Origin of the sequence: Streptomyces sp. DH24, assembly GCF_029813775.1 — a bacterium.
GTDB lineage: Bacteria > Actinomycetota > Actinomycetes > Streptomycetales > Streptomycetaceae > Streptomyces.
This window is the reverse complement of record NZ_JARVKW010000004.1, coordinates 223,794-245,136: the sequence shown is the minus strand read 5'-3', so window position 1 is coordinate 245,136 and position 21,343 is coordinate 223,794. Positions and strand designations below refer to the sequence as shown.

The 21,343-nt window shown below is 72.3% G+C and carries 20 protein-coding genes; 1 reads left to right on the top strand and 19 read right to left on the bottom strand.

What is annotated here, in order from left to right:
* Positions 1–187 precede the first annotated feature (187 nt).
* Positions 188–985 carry a tyrosine-protein phosphatase gene (locus QC282_RS05040; protein WP_279547955.1) on the top strand — a complete coding sequence of 266 codons (798 nt, stop codon included), beginning with the start codon at positions 188–190 and terminating at the stop codon, positions 983–985.
* Between the two features lie 36 nt (positions 986–1,021).
* Here the strand turns inward: QC282_RS05040 and QC282_RS05035 are convergent, their stop codons facing one another.
* From QC282_RS05035 to QC282_RS04945, 19 genes are all read right to left on the bottom strand, one after another.
* Complete coding sequence (locus QC282_RS05035; RefSeq protein WP_279547954.1) at positions 1,022–1,141, bottom strand: DUF6126 family protein; 120 nt, start codon at positions 1,139–1,141, stop codon at positions 1,022–1,024.
* On the bottom strand, positions 1,138–1,761 hold the full coding sequence (locus tag QC282_RS05030) for an XRE family transcriptional regulator (RefSeq protein WP_279547953.1): 624 nt from the start codon (positions 1,759–1,761) through the stop codon (positions 1,138–1,140). Before QC282_RS05030 ends, QC282_RS05035 begins: the two co-directional genes overlap by 4 nt.
* Before the next feature lie 139 nt (positions 1,762–1,900).
* Positions 1,901–3,319: an aspartate aminotransferase family protein gene (locus QC282_RS05025; RefSeq protein ID WP_279547952.1), complete on the bottom strand. Its 1,419-nt coding sequence runs from the start codon at positions 3,317–3,319 to the stop codon at positions 1,901–1,903.
* Positions 3,316–5,214, bottom strand: a complete 1,899-nt coding sequence (gene dxs, locus QC282_RS05020; protein ID WP_279547951.1) for a 1-deoxy-D-xylulose-5-phosphate synthase — start codon at positions 5,212–5,214, stop codon at positions 3,316–3,318. Before dxs ends, QC282_RS05025 begins: the two co-directional genes overlap by 4 nt.
* Positions 5,215–5,288: 74 nt before the next feature.
* A complete protein-coding gene (gene hpnH, locus QC282_RS05015; RefSeq protein ID WP_279547950.1) occupies positions 5,289–6,311 on the bottom strand; it encodes an adenosyl-hopene transferase HpnH in 1,023 nt (340 codons plus the stop codon).
* A 5-nt stretch (positions 6,312–6,316) separates the two neighbouring features.
* Positions 6,317–6,958, bottom strand: coding sequence for a 1-hydroxy-2-methyl-2-butenyl 4-diphosphate reductase (locus QC282_RS05010; protein WP_279547949.1), 642 nt, complete (start codon positions 6,956–6,958; stop codon positions 6,317–6,319).
* Positions 6,958–8,997, bottom strand: coding sequence for a squalene--hopene cyclase (gene shc / locus QC282_RS05005; protein WP_279547948.1), 2,040 nt, complete (start codon positions 8,995–8,997; stop codon positions 6,958–6,960). Before shc ends, QC282_RS05010 begins: the two co-directional genes overlap by 1 nt.
* Positions 8,998–9,116: 119 nt before the next feature.
* Positions 9,117–10,253, bottom strand: coding sequence for a polyprenyl synthetase family protein (locus QC282_RS05000; RefSeq protein WP_279547947.1), 1,137 nt, complete (start codon positions 10,251–10,253; stop codon positions 9,117–9,119).
* On the bottom strand, positions 10,253–11,680 hold the full coding sequence (gene hpnE / locus QC282_RS04995; RefSeq protein ID WP_279547946.1) for a hydroxysqualene dehydroxylase HpnE: 1,428 nt from the start codon (positions 11,678–11,680) through the stop codon (positions 10,253–10,255). Before hpnE ends, QC282_RS05000 begins: the two co-directional genes overlap by 1 nt.
* On the bottom strand, positions 11,677–11,823 hold the full coding sequence (locus tag QC282_RS04990) for a DUF6380 family protein (RefSeq protein ID WP_279547945.1): 147 nt from the start codon (positions 11,821–11,823) through the stop codon (positions 11,677–11,679). Before QC282_RS04990 ends, hpnE begins: the two co-directional genes overlap by 4 nt.
* A complete protein-coding gene (hpnD, locus tag QC282_RS04985) occupies positions 11,823–12,773 on the bottom strand; it encodes a presqualene diphosphate synthase HpnD (protein WP_279547944.1) in 951 nt (316 codons plus the stop codon). The genes QC282_RS04990 and hpnD overlap by 1 nt, the downstream gene beginning before the upstream one ends.
* Positions 12,770–13,672, bottom strand: coding sequence for a squalene synthase HpnC (hpnC, locus tag QC282_RS04980; protein ID WP_279547943.1), 903 nt, complete (start codon positions 13,670–13,672; stop codon positions 12,770–12,772). The genes hpnD and hpnC overlap by 4 nt, the downstream gene beginning before the upstream one ends.
* A 359-nt stretch (positions 13,673–14,031) precedes the next feature.
* Positions 14,032–14,811: an ABC transporter ATP-binding protein gene (locus QC282_RS04975; RefSeq protein WP_279547942.1), complete on the bottom strand. Its 780-nt coding sequence runs from the start codon at positions 14,809–14,811 to the stop codon at positions 14,032–14,034.
* Positions 14,804–15,739 carry an ABC transporter permease gene (locus QC282_RS04970; protein ID WP_279547941.1) on the bottom strand — a complete coding sequence of 312 codons (936 nt, stop codon included), beginning with the start codon at positions 15,737–15,739 and terminating at the stop codon, positions 14,804–14,806. Before QC282_RS04970 ends, QC282_RS04975 begins: the two co-directional genes overlap by 8 nt.
* Before the next feature lie 96 nt (positions 15,740–15,835).
* Positions 15,836–16,708 (bottom strand): glycosyltransferase family 2 protein, encoded by an 873-nt coding sequence (locus tag QC282_RS04965; protein WP_279547995.1) that lies wholly within the window; start codon positions 16,706–16,708, stop codon positions 15,836–15,838.
* A 5-nt stretch (positions 16,709–16,713) separates the two neighbouring features.
* Positions 16,714–17,493 carry a CDP-alcohol phosphatidyltransferase family protein gene (locus QC282_RS04960; RefSeq protein ID WP_279547940.1) on the bottom strand — a complete coding sequence of 260 codons (780 nt, stop codon included), beginning with the start codon at positions 17,491–17,493 and terminating at the stop codon, positions 16,714–16,716.
* On the bottom strand, positions 17,471–18,532 hold the full coding sequence (locus tag QC282_RS04955) for an iron-containing alcohol dehydrogenase family protein (protein WP_279547939.1): 1,062 nt from the start codon (positions 18,530–18,532) through the stop codon (positions 17,471–17,473). Before QC282_RS04955 ends, QC282_RS04960 begins: the two co-directional genes overlap by 23 nt.
* Positions 18,520–19,272: a phosphocholine cytidylyltransferase family protein gene (locus tag QC282_RS04950; protein WP_279547938.1), complete on the bottom strand. Its 753-nt coding sequence runs from the start codon at positions 19,270–19,272 to the stop codon at positions 18,520–18,522. Before QC282_RS04950 ends, QC282_RS04955 begins: the two co-directional genes overlap by 13 nt.
* Positions 19,269–21,092, bottom strand: coding sequence for a DUF5941 domain-containing protein (locus QC282_RS04945; protein WP_279547937.1), 1,824 nt, complete (start codon positions 21,090–21,092; stop codon positions 19,269–19,271). The genes QC282_RS04950 and QC282_RS04945 overlap by 4 nt, the downstream gene beginning before the upstream one ends.
* Positions 21,093–21,343: the final 251 nt, after the last annotated feature.

Genomic DNA, 21,343 nt, shown 5'->3' with positions numbered 1-21,343 from the left:
GGTCGATTCGGACGAAAGGCCCACCGAACGACAAAGGGCGCCACCGAAAAAACAGCGCCCGTTTTCATCGCGTTTGCCGCTCACCGCGTGGATCCGTCCCTCTCATATCGCCTGGCAGGCGTGTCGTATCGTCGACCGTGTGCCCGTCGGTGAGCCGCGCCGGCGGGGCCGAGTGGGAGGAGCCCTCGTGACGCAGCAGGTCCCGTCGACCGAGCCCGAGCTGGCCGGAGTGCGCAACTTCCGTGACGTCGGTGGACTGCCGACCGTGGACGGCCGCCGGGTGCGCCACGGCGTGCTGTTCCGCAGCGGCCACCTCGCGCACGCGACGGAGGACGACGCCGCCTTCCTCTCTTCCCTCGGCCTGCACACGATCTTCGACTTCCGCAACGCGGCCGACCAGAAGCTGGAGGGCCCGGACGTCGAGCTGCCGGGCGTGCGCAATCTGAACCTGCCGCTGAGCGACCCGGCCGACGGCGCCGAGTTCTGGAAGATGGTGCGGGACGGCGACCTGGACCAGCTGCGCGCGATCCTCGCGGACGGCAAGGGCGCGAACCGGATGATCGCCTCGTACCGGATGATCATCAAGGAGCGCACCGCGGAGCACTCCCGGGTGCTGCGCTCGCTCGCCGAGGACAGCGTCCCGGCCCTGATGCACTGCGCGGCGGGCAAGGACCGCGCGGGCCTGTCCGTCGCGGTGACGCTGCTGGCCGTCGGCGTCGAGCGGGACGCGATCGTCGAGGACTACCTGAAGTCGAACGCCAAGCACCGCCGCTACAAGGTGCACCGCAGCAGCACGTCGGCCTCGGCCTACTCCCCCGAGGTCATGGAGCTGCTCGACCCCCTGTTCGACGCGCGCGCCGAGTACCTGGCCGCGGCCTTCGAGACCATCGACGAGACGTGGGGCGGCGTGCCGGCCTACCTGGAGCAGGGCCTCGGGATCACCCCCGAGACCCGGGAGCGCCTGCGGGAACGGCTGCTTGACTGACGTCCGCCCGGGGTCGGCGCCCCGGCGCCGCGCGCCCTACTTGGCGCCGACCTCGAAGAGGAGCCAGACGAACGCCGCGAAGACGTGTCCCACGGCGATGTAGATGATCAGCCGGACCCACAGGGCACGCGGGAACTTCTCCTCGATGTCGCTCATGAGCTGCCTCCGGTGATCGGGCCCAGGCACAGCGCGGCCGTGGGGCTCTGCAAAAGGGTGTGGACGAAGAGGAGCTCGACACCGTCGGGGCCGTCGGCGGCGATGCGGTGCGGGGTCAGCGAGTCGAAGTGCGCGCTGTCCCCCGGGTCGAGCCGGTGCAGGGTCTCCCCCAGGCGCAGCCGCAGCCGGCCCTTGAGCACGTGCAGCCATTCCTCGCCGGGGTGGACCCGCACGATGTCGCCCTGCGCCCCGTACGGCACGCTGACCCGCAGGGCCTGCATGCCGCGTCCGGGCGCACCGGCCTGCCAGTACGTCCAGCCACCCGCCGCCGTGGGTTCCATGTCGGCGGCACGCACGACGGCCTCCCGGTCGGCGGCCCGCTCGCCGAGCAGCTCGGAGACCGTCGTACCGTAGGTGCGGGCGAGAGCCAGCAGCATCGGCAGCGACGGCTGGCGCTGCCCGGTCTCCAGCCGGGACAGGTGGGCGGGCGACAGGGCGGCGGCGCGGGCCGCGGCCTCCAGGGTGAGGCCCGCGCGGCGGCGCAGGGCGCGGAGCCGGGGCGCGACGAGCGGCCCCGCCTCGGGCGGCCCGGCGGACGGGTCGGACTCGGGCGAGCTCATGGGCCCATTCAGCCCGACCGTTGCCTCACGGGCAAATTTCTTGCCTCCAAGGCAAAGACCCGGCTCGGCCGCCTGCCCAGGGCCGGCCGGCCCGGCGGCCTGCCCAGGGCCGCGGGAGAGCGCCGGCGTCGAGCGGCCGTCAGCGGTTGGCGATCGCCTGCTTCACCAGCGTCCTGCCGAAGTCCCAGATCAGCCCGCCACTGTGCGCGTCGTCCAGCACGGCGGTGAAGGCGTCGACGAAACGGTCCACCTCCCGCTCACCGATGATCAGCGGCGGGATCAGCTTGATGACCTCCATGTGGTCCCCGGAGACCTGGGTGAGGATGCGGTGCCGCTGGAGCAGCGGCACCACCACCATCTGCGCGAACAGTCCCCTGCGGGCGGCCTGGAGCATGGCCCACCGGCTGCGCAGCTTCAGCGACCGCGGCCTGCCGAACTCGATGCCGATCATCAGGCCCCGGCCGCGGACGTCGGCGAGCAGCTCGTACTGGCCGACGAGCGCGGCCAGCCGCGATCTCAGCAGCTCGCCGGTGCTGCGGACGCCCGCCACGATCTGTTCGTTCTCCAGCACGGACAGCACCGCGAGGCCCGCCGCCATGGCCTGCGCGTTGGCTCCGAAGCTCGCCGAGTGGACCAGCACGCGGTCCATCGAGGAGTAGACCTTCTTGAAGATCCAGTCCTTGCCGAGGGTGGCGCCGACGGGCACGTAGCCGCCGGACAGCGCCTTCGCCACGCACACCAGGTCCGGCTCGACGCCCGCCTCGTGCTGGTAGGCGTAGAAGTCGCCGGTGCGGCCGAGGCCGGTCTGCACCTCGTCGGCGATGAGGAGCGCCTTGTGCCGGTGCAGCAGTTCCTGCGCGGCGCGCAGATAGCCGGGCGGTGCCTCGTGCACGCCCTTGCCCTGGATCGGCTCCACGACCAGTGCGGCGACGTCTCCCTTGCGCAACTCCCGTGCCAGGGCGTCGAGATCGCCGAGGGGTACGGCCGTGTCGGGCAGCAGCGGGCCGAAGCCGTCCCGGAAGCCGTCCTCGCCGTTCACCGAGAGGGAGCCGGTGGTCAGGCCGTGGAAGGCGTGCTCGCAGTACAGGACGCGCGGCCTGCCGGTGGCACAGCGGGCGAACTTCAGCGCGCCCTCGACGGCCTCCGTGCCGCTGTTGCCGAAGAACACCCGGTCCAGGTGCGGGCTGTGCCTGAGCAGCCGTTCGGCCAGCAGTCCGGGCAGCGGCTGGCAGTCGAAGCGGGTGAGGTCGGCGAGGTCCAGGTCGAGGACGTCGTGCAGCGCCTTGCGGACCACGGGGTGGTGGCGGCCCAGGCCCATCACCCCGAACCCGGCGAGCATGTCCAGGTAGTCGTTGCCGTCGGCGTCCCAGAAGTAGGCGCCCTCGGCACGCTCGTAGACCTTGTCGAAGCCGATGGTGTGCAGCATGCGCGGGAGCTGGTGGTTGAGGTACCTGGTGTGCAGCTCGTAGCGCTCGGCTCCGCGTTCGGCCAGCAGCGCGCCGAGGTCGAACTCCCCGGCCTGCGGCGACGACGGCGACGCGGATTCCGCGGTTGTCATTCCGGTTGCTCCTTGGACAGCTCTTCCTTGGCGGCGAGGCTCGCGCTGATCCGCCCCGCGATCTCGACGGGCGTGAGTCCGATGTCGGCGAGCACCTCGGCACGTTTGGCGTGCGCGAGGAACTGCTCCGGGATGCCGAACCGCCGTACGGGGACGTCCACTTCGGCATCTCCCAGGGCCAGCGCCACCGCCGCGCCCACCCCGGCCGCCCGGCTGTTGTCCTCCACGACGGCCACCAGGCGGTGCGCGGCGGCCAGCGGGGGCAGCGCCGGGTCGACGGGCTTGACCCAGCGGGGGTCCACGACGGTGCAGCCGATGCCGCGGGCCCGCAGCAGCTCGGCGGCCCGCAGGCAGACGGGCGCCATCACGCCGACGGCGACCAGCAGCACCTCCGGCCGGTCCGGTGCGCGGTACAGCACGTCGAGGCCGCCCACCCGGTCGACCGCCGGGATCTCGGGGCCCACCGACTCCTTCGGGAAGCGGACCAGGGTCGGCGCGTCGTCGACGGCGACCGCCTCGCGCAGCTGGGCACGCAGCTGGGCCGCGTCGCGGGGTGCGGCGATCCTGAGGCCGGGGACGACCTGGAGGACCGACATGTCCCACATGCCGTTGTGGGAGGGCCCGTCGGTGCCGGTGACGCCGGCCCGGTCCAGGACGAAGGTGACGCCGCACTTGTGCAGGGCGACGTCCATCAGGAGCTGGTCGAAGGCGCGGTTGAGGAAGGTGGCGTAGACGGCGACGACGGGGTGCAGTCCACCGGTCGCCAGGCCCGCCGCGGACACGGCCGCGTGCTGCTCGGCGATGCCGACGTCCCACACCCGGTCCGGGAACCGCGCCGCGAAGGCGGTCAGGCCCACCGGGTGCAGCATGGCCGCCGTGATCGCCACGACGTCGTCGCGTTCCGCGCCGATGCGGACCATCTCGTCGCCGAACACCGCGGTCCAGGACGGCCCGCCGGACGGGGCGAGCGGCTCGCAGGTGAGCGGGTCCATCACGCCGACGGTGTGGAAGTGGTCCTCCTCGTGGGCGAGGGCGGGTTCGTAGCCGCGGCCCTTCTCCGTCAGGACGTGGACCAGCACGGGCCCGTGGAACCGTTTCGCGCGGCGCAGCGCGGACTCGACGGCCCGGATGTCGTGCCCGTCGATCGGGCCGACGTACTTCAGTCCCAGGTCCTCGAACAGGCCCTGCGGGGCGAAGGCGTCCTTGAAGCCCTTCTTCGCGCCGTGCAGCGCGTCGTAGACGGTGCTGCCCACCACGGGCGTGCGCTGGAGGACGTCCTTGCCCCAGGCGAGCACCCTCTCGTAGCCGTCGGTGGTGCGCAGCGCGGCGAGGTGGTGGGCGAGGCCGCCGATGGTGGGGGCGTAGGACCGCTCGTTGTCGTTGACGACGACGACCAGCGGCCGGTCCCTGGCGGCGGCGATGTTGTTCAGCGCCTCCCACGCCATGCCGCCGGTCAGCGCGCCGTCGCCGATCACCGCGACGACGTGCCCCTGACCGCCGCGCACCTGGCGGGCCTTGGCGAGCCCGTCGGCCCAGCCGAGGGCGGTCGAGGCGTGGCTGTTCTCGACGACGTCGTGCTCGGACTCCTCGCGGGACGGGTAGCCGGACAGGCCGCCCTTGCCGCGCAGCTTGGAGAAGTCCTGCCGCCCCGTCAGCAGCTTGTGCACATAGCTCTGGTGACCGGTGTCCCACACGATGCGGTCGGCCGGCGACTCGAAGACCCGGTGGAGGGCGACGGTGAGTTCCACCACCCCCAGATTGGGCCCGAGGTGACCGCCGGTCCTGGACACCGCGTGCACCAGGAACTCCCGGATCTCCTCGGACAGTTCGCCGAGTTCCGCCTCGGACAGCGCCTTCAGGTCGCGTGGTCCCCGGATGTTCTCCAGAATCGTCACGTTCGGGCCCCCTTCGGTCCGTGCTGTTCAGCTCCCGGTGGCGTCCGGCTCCCCCCGCCGCGACGCCGTCCTCGTCAGCCGCCGCTCGGCGCGACGGTCTCGCGCAGGGCGCGCAGCGACTCCTTCAGGGAGCCCATGGTGGCGAGGACGGCGGTCGGCTCGTATCCGCAGTGCGCCATGCAGTTGGCGCAGCGCGGGTCCTTGCCCCGGCCGTACTTGTCCCAGTCGGTCTCCTCGATCAGCTCCCGGTACGTCGGCACGTACCCGTCGCTCATCAGGTAGCAGGGCCGCTGCCAGCCGAACAGGGAGTAGTTCGGGATCGCCCACGCCGTGCACGGGAAGTCGACCTTGCCCTCCAGGAAGTCCAGGAACAGCGGGGAGTGGTTCAGCCGCCAGCGGCGCCGGTTGCCGCCCGCGAAGGCCTTCCTGAACAGTTCCCGGGTCTGCTCCACGCCCAGGAAGTGTTCCTGGTCGGGCGCCTTCTCGTAGGCGTAGGCGGGCGAGATCATCATCTCGTCGACCTTGAGGTCGTCGTTGAGGTAGTCGAGCACTTCGACGATGGTCTGCGGGGTGTCGGTGTTGAAGAAGGTCGAGTTGGTGGTGACCCGGAAGCCGCGCCGCTTGGCCTCCTTGATCGCCGCCACGGCCTCGTCGAACACGCCCTCCTTGGCGACCGATTCGTCGTGCCGCTCGCGCAGTCCGTCGATGTGCACGGCGAAGGCGAAGTACGGCGAGGGCGTGAACCTGTCCATCTTCTTGCGCAGCAGCATGGCGTTGGTGCACAGGAAGACGTATTTCCGCTTCGCCACCAACTGGCGCACGATCTCGTCGATCTGAGGGTGCATCAGCGGCTCGCCGCCGGCGATGGACACCATCGGCGCGCCGGACTCCAGCACCGCCCCCACGGCCTGGGCGACCGGCATGCGCTGCTTGAGCACCCCGGCCGGGTGCTGGATCTTGCCGCAGCCCTCACACTTCAGGTTGCACGCGAAAAGCGGTTCCAGCTCGACGATGAGCGGAAACTTGTCCCGCCTGCGGAGCTTCTGTTCGGCCAGGTAAGTAGCGACCTTGATGGACTGGCGCAGCGGCATGGCCATCTGGCTCACCTCCGGGGGAGCAGCAAAGAACGGTGCCATTCGAAGAAAGCGGGAAGTACCGAACGCAGAACACGGAAAGCCGATATTCCACCGCGCACTGTGCCGATCCGGACGAGTTCGTGTTCCGGGGCGTCCACGACCACTCGTACGGCGGCAACCGGACGCGCGCCGGTGCGCACCGCGCTCAGCAGCGTGGCCGCGGACTCCATGTCCACGGCGATCGCACCGGTGGCGAGCAGTTCGGCGCGCTCGGCGCCGCGGACGACGTGGCCGGAGCCGGTGAGCGGCCCGGTGTGCACGGTCCGGCCGGGCACCGTGCGCGCCAGCTCCTTCACCAGCAGGTCGGTTCCGACGCACGGGGTGGTGCCGCGCGGGTCCCGGGTCTCCTCGGCGACGACCAGGTCGCCGGGGTGCATGCCGGGCGCGAGCCCCGCGCAGAAGCCGGTCGCGAGCACGGCGGCGGCCTCCAGGGCCGGGTCGGCGAGCACCCGGCCGACGGACCGCTCGGCCGCCGCCGGCCCCATGCCCGTGCGGAGCACGGTGACCGGCCCGCCGGCCCCGGTGCGGTCGCCCGTGCGCAGCGCGAGGTGCTCGATGCCGAGCGCGCAGGCGATCAGCAGCGGGGCCGGGGCGGGCTGCGGGCTCATCAGCTCCCCTTGGCCTCGGCGTGGGCCTTCCCGGCCGAACCCGCGCGGTTCTTCACGGCGAAGGGCTCGCCGTGCACGTACCGGCCGAGCGCGGTGAGCGGGAAGACCTGCCGGTACAGGTGGTAGTTGATGGAGAAGTCCCAGGGGAAGCCGGTGCCGGTGAAGTACGGCTCGTCCCAGGAGCCGTCCTCCCGCTGGGTCGCGGCGAGCCAGGCGATGCCCCGCTCGACGGCCCTCGACTCCCGCTCCCCCGCCGCCAGCAGCGCCATCAGTGCCCAGGCGGTCTGCGAGGCGGTGGAGGCGCCGCGTCCGCTCCACTCCTTGACGTACTTGTAGGAGCGCAGGTCCTCGCCCCAGCCGCCGTCGTCGTTCTGCACGGACTCCAGCCAGGCCACGGCCCGCCGGATCGCCGGGTGCGAGCCGGGCAGCCCGGCGGCCGTCAGGGCGGGGACGACGGAGCCGGTGCCGTAGATGTAGTTGACGCCCCAGCGCCCGAACCACGAGCCGTCCGGCTCCTGTTCGGCGAGCAGCCACTCGATGCCGCGCCGGGTGCGCGGATCGTGGGTGAGCCCTTCCACGGCGAGCATCTCCACGACGTGCGCGGTGACGTCGGCGGACGGCGGGTCGATGACCTCGCCGAAGTCGCAGAACGGCAGCCGGTTCGGGAACGGGCTGGTGTTGTCGACGTCGAAGGCGCCCCACGCGCCGTTCTTCGACTGCATGCCGAGGTTCCAGCGCACCCCGCGCGCGATGGCCCGCTCCACGCGCTCCGGGTCGTGATGCTTGATGCGGCGCAGCGCGAGGACCACCTCGGCGGTGTCGTCGATGTCGGGGTAGTTGTCGTTGTGGAACTCGAACGCCCAGCCGCCCGGGGGGAGTTGGGGGCGCCGCACGGACCAGTCGCCGGGCCGCACGATCTGCTCGCCCAGCATCCAGTCGGCGGCCTTGACGAGCTGCGGGTGGTCGGCGGGCACGCCCGCGTCGGCGAGCGCGATGGTCGCCAGGCAGGTGTCCCACACCGGGGACTGGCAGGCCTCGATCATCCGGGCGCCGTCCTCGCGCCACACGGCGAAGCGGTCCAGGGACTCCAGACCCGCGCGCATCACGGGGTGCTGCAGGTCGTAGCCCAGCAGGTGCAGGGCGATGATCGAGTACACGGCCGGGGGCTGGATGCCGCCCCAGCAGCCGTCGTTCTCCTGCCGCTCGATGATCCAGCGGGCCGCGGTGTTCATGGCCGCCCTGCGCAGCCGGCGCGGCGCGATCCGGCGCAGGGCGTGCAGGCCCTTGTCGAGCCGCTGGAAGGCGCCGTCCCAACTCGCCGCGGGCCTCAGGGGCTTGGCGGGGTTGGGGTCGGCGGGGTCGGTGTGCAGCTCGTCGAGCGGGAAGGGCGCGGGGCGCACGGGCCGCTTCGCGGAGACGATCGTGAGCGGCACGATGGTCTGCCGGGCCCAGCAGCCGAAGTCGTAGATGTTGAGCGGCGCCCACGAGGGGAAGTAGATGAGCTCCGGTGGGAGTTCGGGCAGGTCCTCCCACTTCCACCAGCCGAACAGGGCGAGCCAGATCCGGGTGAAGACCCGGGAGGCGGCGATGCCGCCCCGCTCGCGGACCCAGGCCGACGCCCTGGCCATGTGCGGCGCGTCGGGCGCGTCGCCGGCCAGCCGCAGCGCGACGTAGGCCTCGATGGTGGTGGAGAGTTCGCCGGGCCCGCCGTGGAAGGTGGCCCAGGTGCCGTCCTCGCGCTGTTCGCCGCGGATGAAGAGGGCGGCGGCGCGGGTGGTGTCCTCGTCGCGGATGCCCAGGAACTGGCGCAGCAGCAGGTCCTCGGCGTCCATCGTGACGTTCGTCTCGAGGTCGCCCTTCCACCACCCCTGGGTGTCCTGCAGGGAGAGCAGGTGGTCGGTGGCGCGTCGCATGGCGCGCGCGGCGGCTTCGGGTCCCCCGGCCGCCTCGGGGATCCGGATGTCGATGTCGGTTTCGCTGGCCGCGGCAGCGCGGGCCGGCAGGGCGGCCCCGGTGCTTCCGTCGGTCGTCGCTGTCATGGCTTCCCCTTCGTGCAGTGCTGCAAGTCGTGCGTCTGCTGTGGGTCCGCCGTCGGCCGGTGCCGCTCTCCTCGCAACACCGGCCGGCGACTACGCGAGGGCTATTCGACCGATAGTGATCATCTCTTTCGTACGACGACGAAGTCGGCGAGCGCCGTGAACTGCTCCCGGACCGGGTCGGGCATGTCGACGGCGTCGAGTGCTTCGATGGCGATGGTGTGCTGACGACGGGCTTCCTCGGCCGTCCACTCACGGCCGCCGGCCCGCTCGATGAGGTCGGCGCGGGCTGCGAACTCCTCCTCGGAGAAGTTCGCGAAGTCGCTGCTCTTGGCGTCGGCGGCGAGCATCTCGCCGAGCTGCTCGGCGGCGGCGCCGTCCGCCTCCAGCGCGGCGACCACGGGCAGGGACTTCTTGCGCTGGCGCAGGTCGCTCCAGGCCTGCTTGCCGGTGGTAACCGGGTCGCCCCAGATGCCGAGGAGGTCGTCGATCGCCTGGAAGGCGAGACCCAGGTGGTAGCCGTACCTCTCCAGGGCGTCGGCGGTGCGGTCGTCCGCGCCGCCGAGCACGGCGCCGACGGAGCTGGCGCAGGCGAGCAGGGCGCCGGTCTTGTTGCCCTCCATCTCCAGGCACTCCTCGACGCTGACCCGGTCGCGGTGCTCGTAGGAGATGTCCTGCGCCTGACCGTCGATCAGGGCGCGGGTGGCGGCGGCCAGGCGCCGTGCGGCGCGGCCGGCCTCGACGGTGCCGACCTCCAGCAGCACCTCGTTGGCCAGGGCGAACAGGGCGTCGCCGACCAGGATGGCCTGGGCGGGGCCGTGCACCTTCCACACGGTGTCGCGGTGCCGGCGCTGTTCGTCGCCGTCCATCAGGTCGTCGTGCAGCAGCGAGAAGTTGTGGATCAGTTCCACGGCGACGGCGCCGGGCACGCCCGTCTGCGGCGGGGCGCCGGTGACCTCGGCGGAGAGCACCGCGAGGGCGGGGCGCACGGCCTTGCCGCCGTCGCCGTCCGCGGGCCTGCCCTCGGCGTCGATCCAGCCGAAATGGTAGGCCGCGACCGTGTCCATGGGCGGCGCCAGCCGGTCGACGGCGGCCCGCAGCACCGGTGTGGCCAGGGTCCGGCCGCGCTCCAGGAGCGCGGTCACGTCCACCGTGGTCCGTCGGGCGGCCGTGGAGGCCGGGGGCGCTGTGGGCACTGTCTCTCCTCTTGTTGCGGTACCGGGGGTGCGGGGTCCCGCCGTGCCGTGCCTGCCGGGCATCAGGCCGCCTCCTCGAACGCGAAGAGACGACGCGGGCGGGGCCGTCCCAGGGCGCGCAGCGCGGCGTCCGCCGCGCCCACTCCGCTGCGGACCGCACTCTCCATGGTCGCGGGCCACCCAGTGGCGGTCCACGCTCCGGCCAGGTACAGGCCGGGTGACTTGGTGCGGGCGCCGGGCCGCAGACGTCCGACGCCGGGGGTGGGAGCGAAGGTGGCGGTGCGCTCCCGGGTGACGAAGAAGTCCCGCACGCGGGCGCCGCGCGCGAGGGGCAGCAGCCGCTCCAGCTCGGGCAGGTAGCGCTCGCGCAGCACCGCCACGGGCTGGTCGATCTCGTCCTGCGCGGCGGACTGGGACACCGCCAGGTACTGGCCGTCCTTCAGCCCGGACGCGTCGGTGCGGTCGAAGACCCACTGCACGGGGGTGCCGAGCGCCGCGAAGAACGGACTGGTGAGGACCTGCCGGTCGTAGACGACGTGCACGTTGAGGATCGGCGCCGTGCCGATGTCCAGCAGCCGTTCGGGGGCGTCGAGCGCGCCCGCGGGCAGCAGGTCGTACGCCTCGCGCTGCGGTACGGCGAGCACGACGGCGTCCGCCTCGACGGTCTCGCCGGGAACCCGGACGTCCCAGCCGCCGTCGCCGTTCGCCGAGACGGAGGTGACGCGGGTACGGGTCTCGGTGCGGACGCCCGCGGAGTCGAGGGCCCTGCGGGCCAGCCGGTCGTGCAGTTCGCCCAGCGGGACGCGGGCCCAGCCGATGTCGGCGGCGCCCGGGTCGGACAGCAGGCCGGTCTTGAACACCATCGCGGCGAGCCCCAGCGAGGCGTCGGCCGCGACCGCGTTGAGGGTGGCGACGCCGACCAGGTCCCACAGGGCCTCGACGGCGCGCGCCGACTGGCCGTGCGCGGTCAGCCAGCTGCCGAAGTCCTGGGAGTCCAGGGCCGGATCGGCGGGGTCGAGTCCCTTGAGCGCGAGGGCGGCCCGGCCCACGCGGGCGCGGTCGGCGAGCGACAGGTGCGGGAACGTGGTGAGGCTGCGCCCCAGGTGGAGCGGGACGGGCAGCACGTCGCGGCGCAGTCTGCCGAGCCGCCGCCCCGCGGGCTTCGCGACGTCGAGGACGGGCACGTCCAGGCGGTCCTGCAGCGGGGCGAGCGCCGCCGCGTCGATCCGGTCGAGGAACCAGCGGTAGGCGGTGCAGCAGCGCAGGTACACGTGCTGGCCGTTGTCGACGGTCAGCTCTCCGCGCCGGAAGGAGAAGGCGAGCCCGCCCAGCCGCGGCCTGCCCTCCAGCAGGGTGACGCGCACGCCCGCGTCGGCGAGCGCGAGCGCGGCGGTGACGCCGGCCAGCCCTCCGCCGACCACGACGGCGTGGCCCCCGGCGCGGGCCGGGGTCTGCGCGTGCGGTGCGTGAGGCCGGGTGCCGTCGGTCATCGTGCAGCCTCCCCTGCGCGGCGGCCGTGCTGGAACGGTGCACGACCGACCGTCTCAGTCAGGGACGCGGACCGCCACCGGAGGGTTGCCCGCCGTTTTCGCCCGGTGGGGCCTGCGGTGACCGGTTCCTTCCCTGCGCCCATCAGACGCGCCTCCTGACGGTCTGCCGGGACACGTGGCGGGCGTCGAGCCCGGACAGTCCGCGCACGGCGACGTACGCCTTCTCGCGGCCGGGCAGCGAGACCCGGCCGCGCAGCACGGCCTCCGGGTCGCGCTCGATGCGGTCCAGCAGCCGGCGGTAGATGCCGGCCATGGCGGCGACGCAGGCGCCGCTGCGCCGGTCGAGCATCGGCAGCAGGCGGTAGCCCTCGGCGAACAGGGCGCGGGCGCGCCGCACTTCGAAGTGCACGAGGCCCGCGAAGTCGGAACCCTTCGGCGGCGTCGGGCCGCTGAACCCGGCCGAGCAGCCGAACTTGGCGAGGTCGTCGGCGGGCAGATAGGTGCGTCCGCCCTCGGCGTCCTCGCGGACGTCCCGGAGGATGTTGGTGAGCTGCAGCGCGAGGCCGAGCGTGTCGGCGTACTCGGGTGCGCGCTCGGCGCCGCGCGCGCCCGGTTCGGTGCCGAACACGCCGAGCGAGAGGCGTCCGATGGCGCCCGCCACGCAGCGGCAGTAGACCTTCAGGTCGTCCCAGGTCTCGTAGGTCTCGCCGCGCACGTCCATCAGGACGCCGTCGATGAGCTCGTCCAGGCCGCCGAGCGGGATCGGGAACTGCTCGGCCGCGTGGGTGAGGGCGACCGCGACCGGGTCGGTGTCGTCCTCGTCGACCCGGCCCTCGCGGACCCGGGTGAGCAGGGCCCGGGTGTCCTCCAGCCGGGCGATCTTCACGTCGCCGTCGAGCGCCCCGTCGCCGATGTCGTCCACCCGGCGCGAGAACGCGTACAGCGCCGACATCGCGCGGCGCTGCGGCGTCGGCAGGAGCCGGATGCCGTAGGCGAAGTTACGGGCCTGCTGCCCGGTGACGGCCTCGCAGTAGCGGTAGGCGGCGAGTACCGGTGCGGACACGTGCGGTGCGGCCTCCACGGTCCGGATCACCCCTCTCCTCGCAGGGTCAGCCCCACCTCGCGCAGCAACCGGAGCTTGCCGGACTTGGGCGGGCCGGGAAGTACGTCGTGGTCGGCGGCGGCGATCGCCTTCAGGGCCGCGCGTCCTCCCGCCACGAATCCGGCGAGCAGCAGCCTCAGCCTGCCGTGGACGCTGCCCACCAGGGGCATGCCCTCGTCCAGGAGGGCGCGGGCGCGCGCTGCCTCGTGGGCGACCAGGGCGCGCACCGACGCACTCGCGGTCCTCGCGGCGAGGTCCGTCTCCTGGACGTGGAAGCGCTTCATGTCCGAGGCGGGCAGATAGACGCGGTCGCGCCCGAGGTCCTCGGCGACGTCCTGGAGGTGCTCCACGACCTGCAGGGCCGTGCAGATGGCGTCGGAGCGGCGGATCCGCTCGGGTGTCGCGGTGCCGGTGACGGCGAGGACCAGCCGGCCGACCGGGTTGGCCGACAGTTCGCAGTAGGCGAGGAGGTCGTCGTAGGTCTCGTAGCGCTTGACGAGCTGGTCCTGCCGGTTGGCGGCGATCAGGCCGAGGAACGGCTCGGGGGTGAGCGCGTGGCGAAGGACCGTCGGCCGGAGGCGGCGCAGCAGCGGGTGACGGGGCGTCGACTCGAACACCCGGTGAAGGTCGGCCTCGAAGGCGTCGAGCAGCAGCAGCCGGTCCTCGGCCTGCTCCGGGCCGACGCCGAGGAGGCGGGCGTCGGCGCCGCCGGGGGCGAGGTCGCCGTCACCGATGTCGTCGACCAGGCGGGCGAATCCGTAGACGGCCATGAGGTCGGTGCGCCAGGCCCGGGGCAGGAAGAAGGGGGCGACGGGGAAGTTCTCACCCGCGGCCTTGTCGAGCGTGCCGCGCTCCGGGTCGCGGACGCGCGCCGCACCGGTCACCGTCACCGCCGGACGCCCTGGGCGCGGACGGCACACGCGTCCCGGAGCTGGGGAGTTTCCGTAACCATTGCCGTCACATCTCCCGTTCTACACTGCCGACCTAATACACACTATTTCGGACACGCCGCCCGGACTCCCGCACGGTGGCCCTTACGGAAGGTGTCGGGCGTTATCGCCCCACTTGCCGCGTTTAGGGGACCGGTACAGCTTACGTTGTACAGCGCACAGCGGCCCGCGGGGGTGTCCGGCGCATCACAACAACACACCGATTGGCCCCAAGCTTCCTCGGTGCAGCCGGAGTTGACGCTTCCTTTGCAGACGCGGGGCCCCGCCGGACGGTTCCGGCAGGGCCCGCCGGGAGCCGGCTACTTGCCGGTGAACTTCTCGTACTCCTTGAGGACCTCGTCCGTAGGGCCGTCCATGCGCAGTTCGCCGCGCTCCAGCCACAGGACGCGGTCGCAGGTGTCCCGGATCGACTTGTTGTTGTGGCTGACCAGGAACACCGTGCCGGCTTCCTTGCGCAGCTCGCGGATGCGCGCCTCGGAGCGCTTCTGGAACTTGCGGTCGCCGGTGGCCAGCGCCTCGTCGATCATCAGGACGTCGTGGTCCTTCGCGGCGGCGATGGAGAAGCGGAGCCGGGCGGCCATGCCGGAGGAGTAGGTGCGCATCGGCAGGGTGATGAAGTCGCCCTTCTCGTTGATGCCCGAGAAGTCGACGATCTCCTGGTAGCGCTCCTTGATCTCCTCGCGGGACATCCCCATGGCGAGCCCGCCCAATATGACGTTCCGTTCGCCCGTCAGGTCGTTCATCAGGGCCGCGTTCACACCGAGCAGCGAGGGCTGGCCGTCGGTGTAGACCTTGCCCGCCTCGGCGGGGAGCAGACCGGCGATGGCGCGCAGCAGCGTCGACTTGCCGGAGCCGTTGGAGCCGATCAGGCCGATGGCCTCGCCCCGGTAGGCGACGAAGGAGACGCCCCGCACGGCGTGCACCTTGCGCACGCCCCGTTCCTCGCCCTTCTTCAGGATGCGGCTGAGAGCGGCGGTGGCACTGCCCTTGCCGGACTTGGTGCCGTTGACGCGGTAGACGATGTGCAGGTCGTCCGCGATGACGGTCGGGACCCGCGCCTCGGTGTGCTGATCAGCCACGGCCGTACCTCTCCTCCGCCTTCCAGAAGTACACGAAGCCGAAGACACCGGCCAGCAGCGCCCAGCCCGCCGCGAACGCCCACACGTGCGGGGGCAGGTACGAGGAGCCGTAGCCGTCGATCATCGCGAAGCGGACCAGGTCCATGTAGATCGCGGCCGGGTTCCACTGCAGGACGTCGGAGACCCAGCTCGGCACGTCCTTGTCGGCGAGCATCGCCGGGATGCTGAACATCACGCCCGAGGCGTACATCCAGGTACGCAGCACGAACGGCATCAGCTGGGCCAGATCGGGCGTCTTGCTGCCCATCCGCGCGAACAGCAGCGCGAGCCCGGTGTTGAAGACGAACTGCAGCAGCAGCGCGGGCACGACCAGCAGCCAGGACAGGTCGGGCAGGCTGCCGAACGCCACCATGATCACGACGAGCACGATCATCGAGAAGAGCAGCTGCTGGAGCTGCTGCAGCGCGAAGGAGATGGGCAGCGAGGCCCTCGGGAAGTGCAGGGCCCGCACCAGTCCCAGGTTGCCGGAGATGGCGCGCACGCCCGCGAGGACCGAGCTCTGCGTGAACGTGAACACGAACACGCCCGTCACCAGGAACGGGACGTAGATGTCGTGCGGGATGCCCCGGCGGGCGCCGAGCAGCAGACCGAAGATGAAGAAGTACACGGCCGCGTTCAGCAGCGGGGTCGCCACCTGCCAGAGCTGACCCAGCCTGGCCTGGCTGTACTGGGCGGTCAGCTTCGCCTGGGAGAAAGCGAGGATGAAGTGCCGCCGCCCCCAGAGCTGACGGACGTACTCGCGCAGGGAAGGCCGGGCGCCGCTCACGGTCAGCCCGTACTTCGCGGCGAGCTGCGCCGCCGGGAGGCCCTCGTCGGGCGACGGAGGCGCGCTCACCGCGATTCCGCCGTCGTGCGTTGTCTCACTCACTAGTGGAAACTTTCGTCTTCGAGATGCGCAGCCTGTGCGGGCATGGCATGGCTCCGGGGCCTCGGTGCGGCCCGGATGCCCTCAGGAACGAGCTTGTCAGATCACAGGAGGCCGGCCCAGTCGGGTCAGCCGCCACACCGTACGCCACTTCATGGGACGGCGGGGCCCGCACGGGGTCGACCAGCCTTCCCGGAATCCACCGAACCACGCCCTCAGGGCCGGGCGCGAGGGCCGGCGCAGCAGGGTGAGCAGCAGCCAGGCGCCGAGGTAGACGGGGACGAGGAGCGCGGGAAGGTTCCGGCGGGCCAGCCAGACGCGGTTGCGGGCGACCATGCGGTGGTAGACCGCGTGCCGGGAGGGCGCGGTCGTGGGGTGGTACAGCACCATGTCGGACCGGTAGTCGATCATCCAGCCCGCGTCGAGGGCCCGCCATGCCAGGTCGGTTTCCTCGTGCGCGTAGAAGAATGCGTCCGGCAGGGCGCCGACGTCGGCGAACACCCGGGTGCGGACCGCGTTCGCGCCGCCGAGGAAGGTGGTCACCCGGGAGGAGCGCATCGGGTCGGAGGCGCGCAGCCGGGGCACGTGGCGGCGCTGGGTGACGCCGGTGTCCGGGTCGGCGATGCGGAAGCTGATGATGCCGAGCTCGGGGTCGGCGGCGAACGCCTCCCGGCACAGCTCGGCGGTGTCGGTCCTGGCGAGCAGGCCGTCGTCGTCCAGGAAGAGCAGGATGTCGACGTCCCGGCCGCCCGCGCCGAAGGCCTCGATGCCGACGTTGCGGCCGCCGGGGATGCCGAGGTTCTCGGGCAGTTCGATCGTGCGGACGTCGCCCGGGACGTCGGGCACCGGTGAGCCGTTGCCGACGACGACCACCTGGACCGGGTCGCCGTCCTGCTTGGCGACCGAGTCGAGGAGGGCACGGAGCTCGTCGGGGCGGTTGCCCATGGTGATGATGACCGCGCCGACCTTCATGCCGCTCACTTCAGCCTGCTCGACGCGAGGATGGAGACGAGGTGCAGCAGGGTCTGCAGCAGCGCGACGGCGGCCAGCACCGCGACGCCGAGCCGGGTGAAGAACAGGTCGCCGCGGGCCTGGTCGACGATCGCCAGGACCAGGATCAGCAGGGACGCCTCGATGCCGAGGATCAGCCGGTGGAACTTGAGCGCGGCGGCGGCCCGGCGGGCCAGCGCCATGCCGGAGGACCGCATCTCGGCAGCGGCCTCCTGGACCGGCGGCTTCCCGGCCTGGTGGCGGGCGACGCCGACCAGGTCGGTCTCGGCCTTGATCAGGATGGCGCCGAGGGCGGCCAGGGTGCCGAGGAACGCCCACAGCCAGTCGACACGGCCGCTGCCCCACAGGTCGGCGGCGCGCAGGCCGAGGCCGACGAGGACCGCGGCGTCGGTGAGGTAGGCGCCGACGCGGTCCAGGTAGACGCCGCTGAGCGAGTACTGCTTCTTCCAGCGGGCGACCTCGCCGTCGACGCAGTCCAGCAGCAGGTAGAGCTGGACGCAGACGACGCCGAGGACGGCGCCCGCGATCCCCGGCACCAGCAGGGCCGGGGCCGCGAGCACGCCGAAGACGGTCATCAGGTACGTGAGCTGGTTGGGCGTGACCCTGGTGTTCACCAGGTAGCGGTCCACCCGCAGGGACACCTCGCGCATGTAGAGGCGTCCCATCCAGTGCTCACCGCTGCGCCGGTCCTTCACCCCCGCGGGGTGCACGACCGGACGGAGTTCAGCTACCGATGGCCTTGACATAGTCGGCGTAGATGTCCTTGATCTGGTCGGTTTGCAGGTCGAGGTGTTCGAGGATGGTGAAGCGGCCGGGCCGGGTCTGCGGTGCGAACTCCACGACCTGGACGAACTCGTCCGTCGTGAAGCCGATCTCGTCCGGCAGCACCGGCAGTCCGTGCCGGCGCAGCACCTCGGCCATGTGCGCCGACTCCTCGTGCGCGCCCCGCAGGTACATCGCGAAGGCGGCGCCCAGTCCGCACTGCTCGCCGTGGGCGGCGGCACGCTTGGGGAACAGCAGGTCGAAGGCGTGGTTGATCTCGTGGCAGGCCCCGGAGGACGGGCGGGAGTCGCCCGACACGGACATGGCGATGCCGCTGAGCACCAGCGCCTCGGCCAGCACCTGGAGGAAGTCGTTCTCCCCGATGCCGCCGGGGTGCCGCAGCACCGCCTCGCCGGCCTGGCGGGCCATCGCGGCGGCGAGACCGTCGATCTTCTCGCCGTTGACGCGGTTGGCGAGCTCCCAGTCCGCGATCGCGGAGACGTTGGAGATCGCGTCGCCGATGCCGGCGCGCACGTAGCGGACCGGGGCCTCGCGGATGACGTCGAGGTCGATGACGACCGCGATCGGGTTCGGCACGCCGTACGAGCCGCGGCCTGCGTCGTTGTCGAGGGTGGCGACCGGGGAGCACAGGCCGTCGTGCGCGAGGTTGGTCGGCACGGCGACCAGCGGCAGGCCGACGCGGGCCGCGGCGAACTTGGCGCAGTCGATGATCTTGCCGCCGCCGAGTCCGACGACCGCGTCGTAGTGGCCGGCCTTCATGTCGCCGGCCAGCCGGATCGCGTCGTCCAGCGTGCCGCCGCCGACCTCGTACCAGGTGGCGCCGGGCAGCAGCGGGGAGATCCGCTCGCGCAGCCGCGCGCCGGAGCCGCCGCTGACGGCCACGGCCAGCTTGCCGGAGTGCGAGACGCGCTCGTCGGCCAGCACGCAGCCGAGGTCGTCGAGGGCACCCGGGCGGATGTCGACGACGACCGGGGCCGGGATGAGGCGGGTCAGTAGAGGCACGCGATCTCCCGTCCCCGGGCGAGGTCGTCGTGGTTGTCGATCTCGACCCACTCGACGTCGCCGATCGGCGCCACGTCGATGCGGAAGCCGCGGTTGACGAGCTCCTGGTAGCCGTGCTCGTAGAACTGCTGCGGGTCCTTCTCCCAGACGGTGCGCAGCGCGTCGGCGAGCTCGGGGGCCGCGTCGCCCTCGATGAGGGTGACGCCGATGTACTCACCGGTGGCCTCGGCCGGGTCCATCAGCTTGGTGATCTTCGTCATGCCCTTGGCGGGGTCGACGACGACCTTCATCTCCTCGTCGGCCAGCGACTTCACCGTGTCGAGGGCGAGGATGATCTTCTTGCCGTCGCCGCGGGCGGCGAGCAGCGTCTTCTCGACGGAGACCGGGTGGACGGTGTCGCCGTTGGCGAGGATCACGCCGTCCTTGAGGGCGTCACGGCCGCACCACAGGGAGTAGGCGTTGTTCCACTCCTCGGCCTTGTCGTTGTCGATGAGGGTGAGCTTGAGGCCGTACTTCTGCTCCAGGGCCTCCTTGCGCGCGTACACGGCCTCCTTGCGGTAGCCGACGATGATCGCGACCTCGGTCAGGCCGATCTCGGCGAAGTTTCCGAGGGTCAGGTCCAGGACCGTGGGCTCACCCTCTATGCCCGCGGGCCCCACCGGCACCAGTGCCTTGGGAAGGCTGTCGGTGTAGGGGCGCAGACGCCGTCCGGCGCCTGCCGCCAGCACGAGGCCGATCATGCGGGTTCTCCTTCGTCGTGTACGGCGGGTGCGCCCCCGAGGTGGGAGGCGACCCAGAAGCGGATGCTCTCGACGAGCACCACGAGGGCCACGGCCACGGCGAGCACCGTGAGCGCGACCGTGAACTGGGAGGCGGTGAGCAGGGCCGCCAGGACGGCGACGGCCGACGTGCGGCCCTCGTGCCCCCCGATGACCCGCACCAGCAGGCGCGGAGGTGCCCCCGCGTCGCCGCGGATGCGGTACACCGTGTCGTAGTGATGGTAGGCGACGGCCGCCACCAGCCCGAAAGCCGCAGGAAGGGCTCCGTTCACCTCCGCGCGCGCGGCGAGCGCCAGCACCGTGCCGTACTCGGCGGCGCGGAAGACCGGGGGGACGAGCCAGTCGAGGGCGCCCTTGAGGGGGCGGGCCACGGCGAGCGCCGAGGTCACGACGTACACGAGGGCGCCGGCGACGGGCCACGGCCCGCCGAAGTCGGTGAACAGGGCCGTGGCGGTCACCGCGAGGCCGCCGAGCAGGGCGAGCGCCGGGGCGGCGAAGCCGGGCAGGCGGGCGGCGGGGCCGCGCAGCGCGTGCGCGAGCCCTTCGCCGAGCGGTCCGGTGTCGGCGAGGTCGGCCAGTGCCCGGGCGGCGCGGTCGGTGCGGCGGGCCCGGCGCGTGACGGAGCGCAGCACGCGGCCCGCCGTGGTGTACGCCGCCGCGAAGGCGCAGCCGAGGAGCAGCACGCAGAGGGTGATGCGCGGGGTGGTGACGGCCGTGAGGACGGCGATCAGCGCCCAGCGCTCGCCGATGGGCAGCACGATCATGCGGCGCAGCCAGACCGTCCAGCCGATGCTGTCGAGCTTGTCGGAGAGGGCGGCGGTGGGGCTGGTGTTGGCGGTGGCGTCAGTGCCTACGACGTGCGCCTCGTGGAAGGCGAAGTCCACGATGTGCCGGCAGGTCTGCAGGACCATCGCGCCGAGGGCGAGGGCCCACACGTCGTCGCCGCCGCGGGCCGCGCCGAGGGCGAGGCCGGCGTAGTAGGCGTACTCCTTGGCGCGGTCGAAGGTCGCGTCGAGCCAGGCGCCGAGCGTGGAGTACTGGAGGGAGTAGCGGGCGAGCTGGCCGTCGGTGCAGTCAAGCACGAACGAGGCGATGAGCAGCACGCCGGCGGCGACGAAGCCGCCGCGGGTGCCGGTCGCCGCGCAGGCCGCCGCGATCAGCGCGGTGAGCAGCGAGGCGGTGGTGACCTGGTTGGGGGTCAGCCCGCGGCGCGCGCACCAGCGGGCGAGGTAGCGGGAGTACGGGCTGATGCAGAAGGTGGTGAAGAAGCCGTCCCGGGCCTTGACGGCCGACTTCAGGCGGACGGCCTCGTCGTCGACGGCGGCGACGGCCTGCCGGGTCTCCTCGCGGGCCTGCGGGTCGGCCGGGACGGCGGCGACGAGGCTGCCGAGTTCGGGGCGGTGCACGGCGGCGCCGTCGGCCTCCAGGGCGGCGGCGACGCGGTCGGCGAGGCTGCCGACGAGGGTGGGGCCGCCGTCCGCGGAGTTCTCCCGGGCCATCGCGCGGGTCAGCGCCTGGCGGCCGGCCGGCTGGGCGGCGACGGCGCCGGGAATCGCGGCGAGCGGGAAGCGGGGGTCGGTCAGGCCGAGGCGCAGGGCGTGCTCGTGTCCTATGAAGCGGGTGTCGACCACGGCGACGCGTTCGTCACCGGGCACCTGGGCGAGCAGGGTCTCGGCGGTAGCGGCGTCGGCAGCGGTCCGGACGTCGAAGCCGAGGGACCGCAGGTCGGCCTCGATCGACGACCCGGGTACCGGCCGGCCGGTGAGGATGGCGGTCGACAACCGTTACTCACTCCCTGGATGCCGGCACGTCCGCGCCGGTGGTGTGCATGATGGGGGCGCCCGTGCCGGTGGCTCCCGGGCGGCATGTCGGCAGAGGCTATCGGATGACCGGAAGCCCGTGTTCACCGGCCGTTAACGGTTCGGTCGACACGGTCTGCTCGCCTCCGCGGCGATCATCATCGGTGATCCGGCGCCCGCCCCACAAACCACGGACCCCAGACCCGGGCATCGAGGACATTGCGCCGCGGTGG